Genomic DNA, 5,768 nt, shown 5'->3' with positions numbered 1-5,768 from the left:
GTGGGTGAGCGTGCGGTGCTGGAGCACCGTGCGGTGGTCGTAGGTGCGGACCGGGACGAACTGGTCGCGGGGCTACGGGCGTTGGCCGTGGACGGCGGGATCTCGGGTTCCGGTGCGGGTGGGCGGCTTGCCTTCCTGTTCGCCGGGCAGGGGAGCCAGTGGGTCGGCATGGGTCGTGAACTGGCCGAGAACTTCCCGGTGTTCGCGAGCGCGTTGGACGAGATCTGCCAGGTGCTGGACCCGTTGGCGGGCCGGTCGCTGCGTGAGGTGATGTTCGAGGACGCCGAGGGTGTGCTGGGCGAGACGGGGCTGACGCAGCCGGCGTTGTTCGCCTTCGAGGTGGCGTTGTACCGGCTGCTGGAGTCGCTGGGGGTTCGCGCGGACGTGCTGGCCGGGCACTCGGTCGGTGAGATCGCCGCCGCACACGTCGCCGGGGTCTTCGATCTGGCCGACGCCTGCACGCTCGTCGCTCACCGGGCCCGGCTGATGCAGGCGCTGCCGGCCGGTGGGGCGATGCTGGCCATCGCCGCGACCGAGGAGTCGGTGCTGCCGCTGCTCGCCGGGCACGAGACGGAGGCGGGGATCGCTGCCGTCAACGGGCCCGCCGCCGTGGTCGTTTCGGGCAGTGAGGCGGCGATCGCCGCCATTGAGGCACAGACTACTGCGCGCACCAAGCGGCTGCGGGTCTCGCACGCCTTCCACTCGCCGCTCATGGACCCGATGCTCGCCGACTTCCGTGCGACGCTGGCCGACATCGTCTTCCACGAGCCGACCCTGCCGGTCGTCTCCAACGTCACCGGCCGCCTGGCCGAGCCCGGTCAACTGACCAGCGTTGACTACTGGGTGGACCATGTCCGTCAGGCGGTGCGGTTCGCCGACGGCGTCACCGCCACCGGGGCGGCGGTGTTCCTGGAGATCGGCCCGGACGGCACGCTGACCGGCCTGGCCCAGCAGGTCCTCGACGGCGGCGACGGGACGTTCGTCCCGACCGTTCGCAGGGACCGTGACGAGGCCCGTGCCGTCGTGGAGGCTTTGGGTCGGCTCCACGCGGTGGGTATCGAGGTGGACTGGGCGGCTTACTTCGCGCCTGCCGGGCCCGTGGGTCATGTGGACTTGCCGACCTATGCGTTCCAGCATCAGAACTTCTGGTTGCTGGATGCGGCCGGTCTCGCGGGTGACGCGGAGAGCCTGGGTCTGCGGGCTACGCATCACCCGTTGCTGGGTGGTGTCACGGCGCTGGCCGATGGCGGTGGGGTGGTGTTGACGGGTCGGGTCTCGGTGGCGACGCATCCGTGGCTGGCGGACCACGTGGTCAACGGCACGGTGATCGTGCCGGGTACGACGTTCGTCGAGCTGGCCGTGCGGGCCGGTGACGAGGTGGGCTGTGACCTGTTGGAGGAGTTGACGCTGGAGGCGCCGCTCGCGTTGGTGGGCGGGGCTTCGGCGCGGCTTCAGTTGGCGGTGGGTGCGCCTGATCGGGATGGTCGGCGTCAGGTGGGTGTCTACTCCCGTACGGAGGATCTTTCGTGGGTCCGGCATGCCGCGGGTGTGCTCGGTTCGGCGGCACCGGTGGCGGTTGGCGAGTCGGTGGCCGGTGTGTGGCCGCCGGTGGGTGCTGAGCCGGTGGCGGTGGGTGGTCTGTATGACGGGCTTGCCGGGCTGGGTTTGGGTTACGGTCCGTTGTTCCGGGGTCTGGAGGCTGCTTGGCGGTTGGGCGGGGAGGTGTTCGCCGAGGTCGCGCTTGCGGAGGAGGCTCACGCGGATGCGGGCCGGTTCGGGTTGCATCCGGCGTTGTTCGACGCGGCGTTGCATGCGATGGCGTTGGGTGACTTCGTGCCCGCGCCGGATCCGGGTCGCCCGTATCTGCCGTTCGCCTGGAGCGGGGTGCGGTTGCACGCGGCCGGTGCCACGCGGTTGCGGGTGCGGATCGCGCCGGCCGCCGGGCCGGGTGCGACGACGCTGACCCTGCTGGATGCCGCCGGTCTGCCGGTGGCCACGGTCGAGGCCCTGGCGGTTCGCCCGATCGCGGCCGGGCAGGTGGAGGGCTCGCGTGTTGGCGGGCACCGGAACAAGCTGTTCCAGGTCGACTGGCTGCCCGCCGAGGCCGGTACCGCCGAGCTTCCGCCGTTTGAGGTCCTGGAGCTGCCCGAGTACGGGCTGGCGGCTTCGGGGGTGCCGGTGCCGGATGCTGTCCGCTCGGCGGTCGCAGAGGTGTTGGCCCGGGTCCAGGAGGCCTCTGACGGTCGTCTGGTGGTCGTGACGCGTGGTGCGGTGTCGGTGGATCCGGCGGAGTCGGTGCGGGATCTCGCTCACGCCGCGGTGTGGGGTCTGGTGCGTTCGGCGCAGGCCGAGCAGCCGGATCGGTTCGTGGTGGTGGATGTGGACGATGTGCCGCTGTCGCGTGAGGTGTTGGAGCGGGCGGTCGCTTCGGGGGAGCCGCAGGTGGCGATCCGGGCGGGTGAGGTCCGGGTGCCGAGGCTGACGCGTGCCGTCGTCCCGGAGAGCGGCGGCGAGCCGGCCTTCGGGCCGGACTCCACGGTGCTGATCACGGGTGGGACGGGTGCGTTGGGCGCGTTGGTGGCCCGTCACCTGGTCACCGCCCACGCGGTCGGCACGCTCGTCCTGCTGAGCCGCCGTGGCGCCGAGGCCCCCGGCGCGGCTGCTCTGGTGGAGGAGCTGACCGGACTGGGCGCCGAGGTGCGTGTCGTCGCGTGTGATGTGGCGGACCGGGCCGCGTTGGCGGGGGTGATCGAGGGGCTGGCGTTGACCGCGGTCGTGCACACCGCGGGTGTTCTGGACGACGGCGTGGTCACCGCTTTGACGGCGGAGCGTTTCGATGCCGTCCTTCGGCCGAAGGCGGACGCGGCGTGGTACCTGCACGAGTTGACGCGGCATCTGGACCTGTCGGCGTTCGTGTTGTTCTCCTCGATGGCGAGCACGCTGGGTAGTGCGGGGCAGGCCAACTACGCGGCGGCCAACGCCTTCCTGGACGCCCTGGCCCAGCACCGCGCCGGGCACGGGCTGGCCGCGACGTCGCTGGCGTGGGGGTTGTGGGGCGGGGACGGTATGGGGGGTGAGCTGACCGAGGGCGAGTTGCGCAGGCTGGAGCGTTCCGGCGTGCTGGCGATCTCCCCGCAGGACGGGTTGGCGTTGTTGGACGCGGGGGTGGCCGCCGACCGGGCGGTGTTCGTCCCGGTCCATCTGGAGTTGAAGACCCTGGCGGGCGCGGGTGAGTTCCTGCCGCCGCTGCTGCGGGCGCTGGGTGGGGGGCGTGGCCGGCGGGTGGTGGCGGCCGACGCCGCCGCCGCGGCCACACTGACCGCGCGACTGGGCGCTCTGGCGCCGGCGGGGCAGCGCGCGCTGCTGGCGGAGCTGGTGCAGTCCCGGGCGGCGACCGTGCTCGGCTTCGCCGACGCCTCGGCGATCGATCCCGCGCTGCCGTTCCAGGATCTCGGGTTCGACTCGCTGATGGCGGTGGAGTTCCGTAACCGCCTCAACGCCGTGACCGGCCTGCGCCTGCCCGCCACCTTGATCTTCGACTACCCGACCCCGGAGGCACTCGTCGCCCATCTGGGCGCCGAACTCCTCGGCGGCGCCCAGGCGGTGGCGGCGGCGCTGCCGCGCGACCGGGTGGTGGACGACGAGCCGATCGCGATCGTCGCGATGGCCTGCCGCTTCCCGGGCGGGGTGACCTCCCCGGAGGACCTGTGGCGGGTGGTGGCGGCCGGCGCCGACGGCATCGGCGGGTTCCCCACCGACCGCGGCTGGGACCTGGAACACCTCTACAACCCCGACCCGAACAGCCACGGCACCACCTACGCCCGCCACGGCGCCTTCCTCTACGACGCGGGCGAGTTCGACCCCGCGTTCTTCGGCATCAGTCCGCGTGAGGCACTCGCGATGGACCCCCAGCACCGCCTCCTGCTGCAAACCTCCTGGGAGGCGATGGAACGCGCCGGTATCAGCGCGGACCGGCTGCGCGGCAGCCGCACCGGTGTCTTCGCCGGCCTGATGTACCACGACTACGCCAGCGGCCGCACGCCCATCCCGACCGAACTCGAAGGCATGATCGGCACCGGTAACGCGGGCAGCGTCGCCTCGGGCCGCGTCTCCTACACCTTCGGCTTCGAGGGCCCCGCGGTCACCGTCGACACGGCGTGCTCGTCCTCGCTGGTGGCCCTGCACCTGGCGGCGCAGGCGCTGCGCTCGGGTGAGTGCGATCTGGCGCTGGCCGGCGGCGCGACCGTGATGGCCACCCCGGGCACGTTCGTGGAGTTCTCGCGTCAGCGTGGTCTGGCCGTCGACGGCCGGTGCAAGGCGTTCTCCTCGGACGCCGACGGCACCGGCTGGGGTGAGGGCGCGGGCATGCTCCTGGTCGAGCGCCTCTCGGACGCCCGCCGAAACGGTCACCCCGTTCTCGCGATCGTGCGCGGTTCCGCGATCAACCAGGACGGCGCGTCCAACGGCCTGACCGCCCCCAACGGCCCGTCCCAGCAGCGTGTCATCCGTCAGGCCCTCGCCAACGCCGGCGTCACGGCGGCCGAGGTGGACGTGGTGGAGGCCCACGGCACCGGCACCGCGCTCGGCGACCCGATCGAGGCCCAGGCCCTCCTGGCCACCTACGGGCAGGACCGGCCCACCGACAAACCACTTCTCCTCGGCTCGGTGAAGTCCAACTTCGGCCACACCCAGGCCGCGGCCGGCGTCGCGGGCATCATCAAAATGGTCATGGCCATGCGCCACCATCAACTCCCGAAGACCCTGCACGTCAGCGAGCCCTCCAAGCACGTCGACTGGTCGACGGGCGCGGTCGAGCTCCTCACCGAGGCCCGGGCGTGGGAGCGCGACGGTGCCGCGCGCCGCGCGGGCGTGTCGTCCTTCGGGATCAGCGGCACCAACGCCCACCTGATCCTGGAAGAAGCCCCCCCGCAGGACGCGGCGGCTCCGGCGGTGGTTCGTGGCGGGCGTGGTCGCTTCCAGGCCCCGGCCGTGGTGGCGTGGCCGCTGTCGGCCCGTGACCGGCAGTCCCTCGGCGCGCAGGCCACGCGCCTGGCCGACTGGGTGCGCGAACACCCGGACACCGACCCGATGCACGTCGGCTGGTCACTCGCCACCGGCCGGGCGCTGCTGGGACAGCGCGCGGTCGTGATCGGCGGCGACCGTGAGGAACTGCTCGACGCGTTGACCGCGCTCGCCCAGGGCCGTGACGACGCTGCGGTGATCGAGGCCGGTCCCGGCCGCGGCCGCGCCAAACCCGCCCTGCTCTTCGCCGGCCAGGGCAGCCAGCGCGTCGGCATGGGCGCCGACCTCGCCGCCGCCTACCCCGTGTTCGCCACCGCCCTCGACGAGATCTGCCAGATCCTGGACCCGCTCCTGGGCCGCTCCCTGCGCGAGGTCATGTTCAGCGACCCCGACCGCGTACTGAACCAGACCGGACTGACGCAGCCGGCGTTGTTCGCCTTCGAGGTGGCGTTGTACCGGCTGCTGGAGTCGCTCAGTGTTCGTGCGGATGTGCTGGCCGGGCACTCGGTCGGTGAGATCGCCGCCGCGCACGTCGCCGGAGTCTTCGACCTCGCCGACGCCTGCACGCTGGTCGCCGCGCGTTCCCGGCTGATGCAGGCCCTCCCGGCCGGTGGGGCGATGCTCGCGATCGCCGCCACCGAGGAGGCGGTGCTGCCGCTGCTCGCCGGACACGAGGCCGAGGCGGGGATCGCCGCCGTCAACGGGCCCGCCGCCGTGGTCGTTTCGGGCAGTGAGGCGGCGATCGC

General features: G+C 72.5%; 1 protein-coding gene. It reads left to right on the top strand.

What is annotated here, in order from left to right; all coding sequences use genetic code 11:
* Positions 1–15: 15 nt before the first annotated feature.
* On the top strand, positions 16–5,768 hold a 5,753-nt coding region (locus tag AB0J08_RS40885; protein WP_360645059.1), incomplete at its 3' end, for an SDR family NAD(P)-dependent oxidoreductase.

This window comes from Kitasatospora sp. NPDC050463, assembly GCF_040655255.1.
Taxonomy (GTDB): domain Bacteria; phylum Actinomycetota; class Actinomycetes; order Streptomycetales; family Streptomycetaceae; genus Kitasatospora.
The sequence above is the reverse complement of the archived record's forward strand: the minus strand, read 5'-3'. Positions and strand labels throughout refer to the sequence as shown.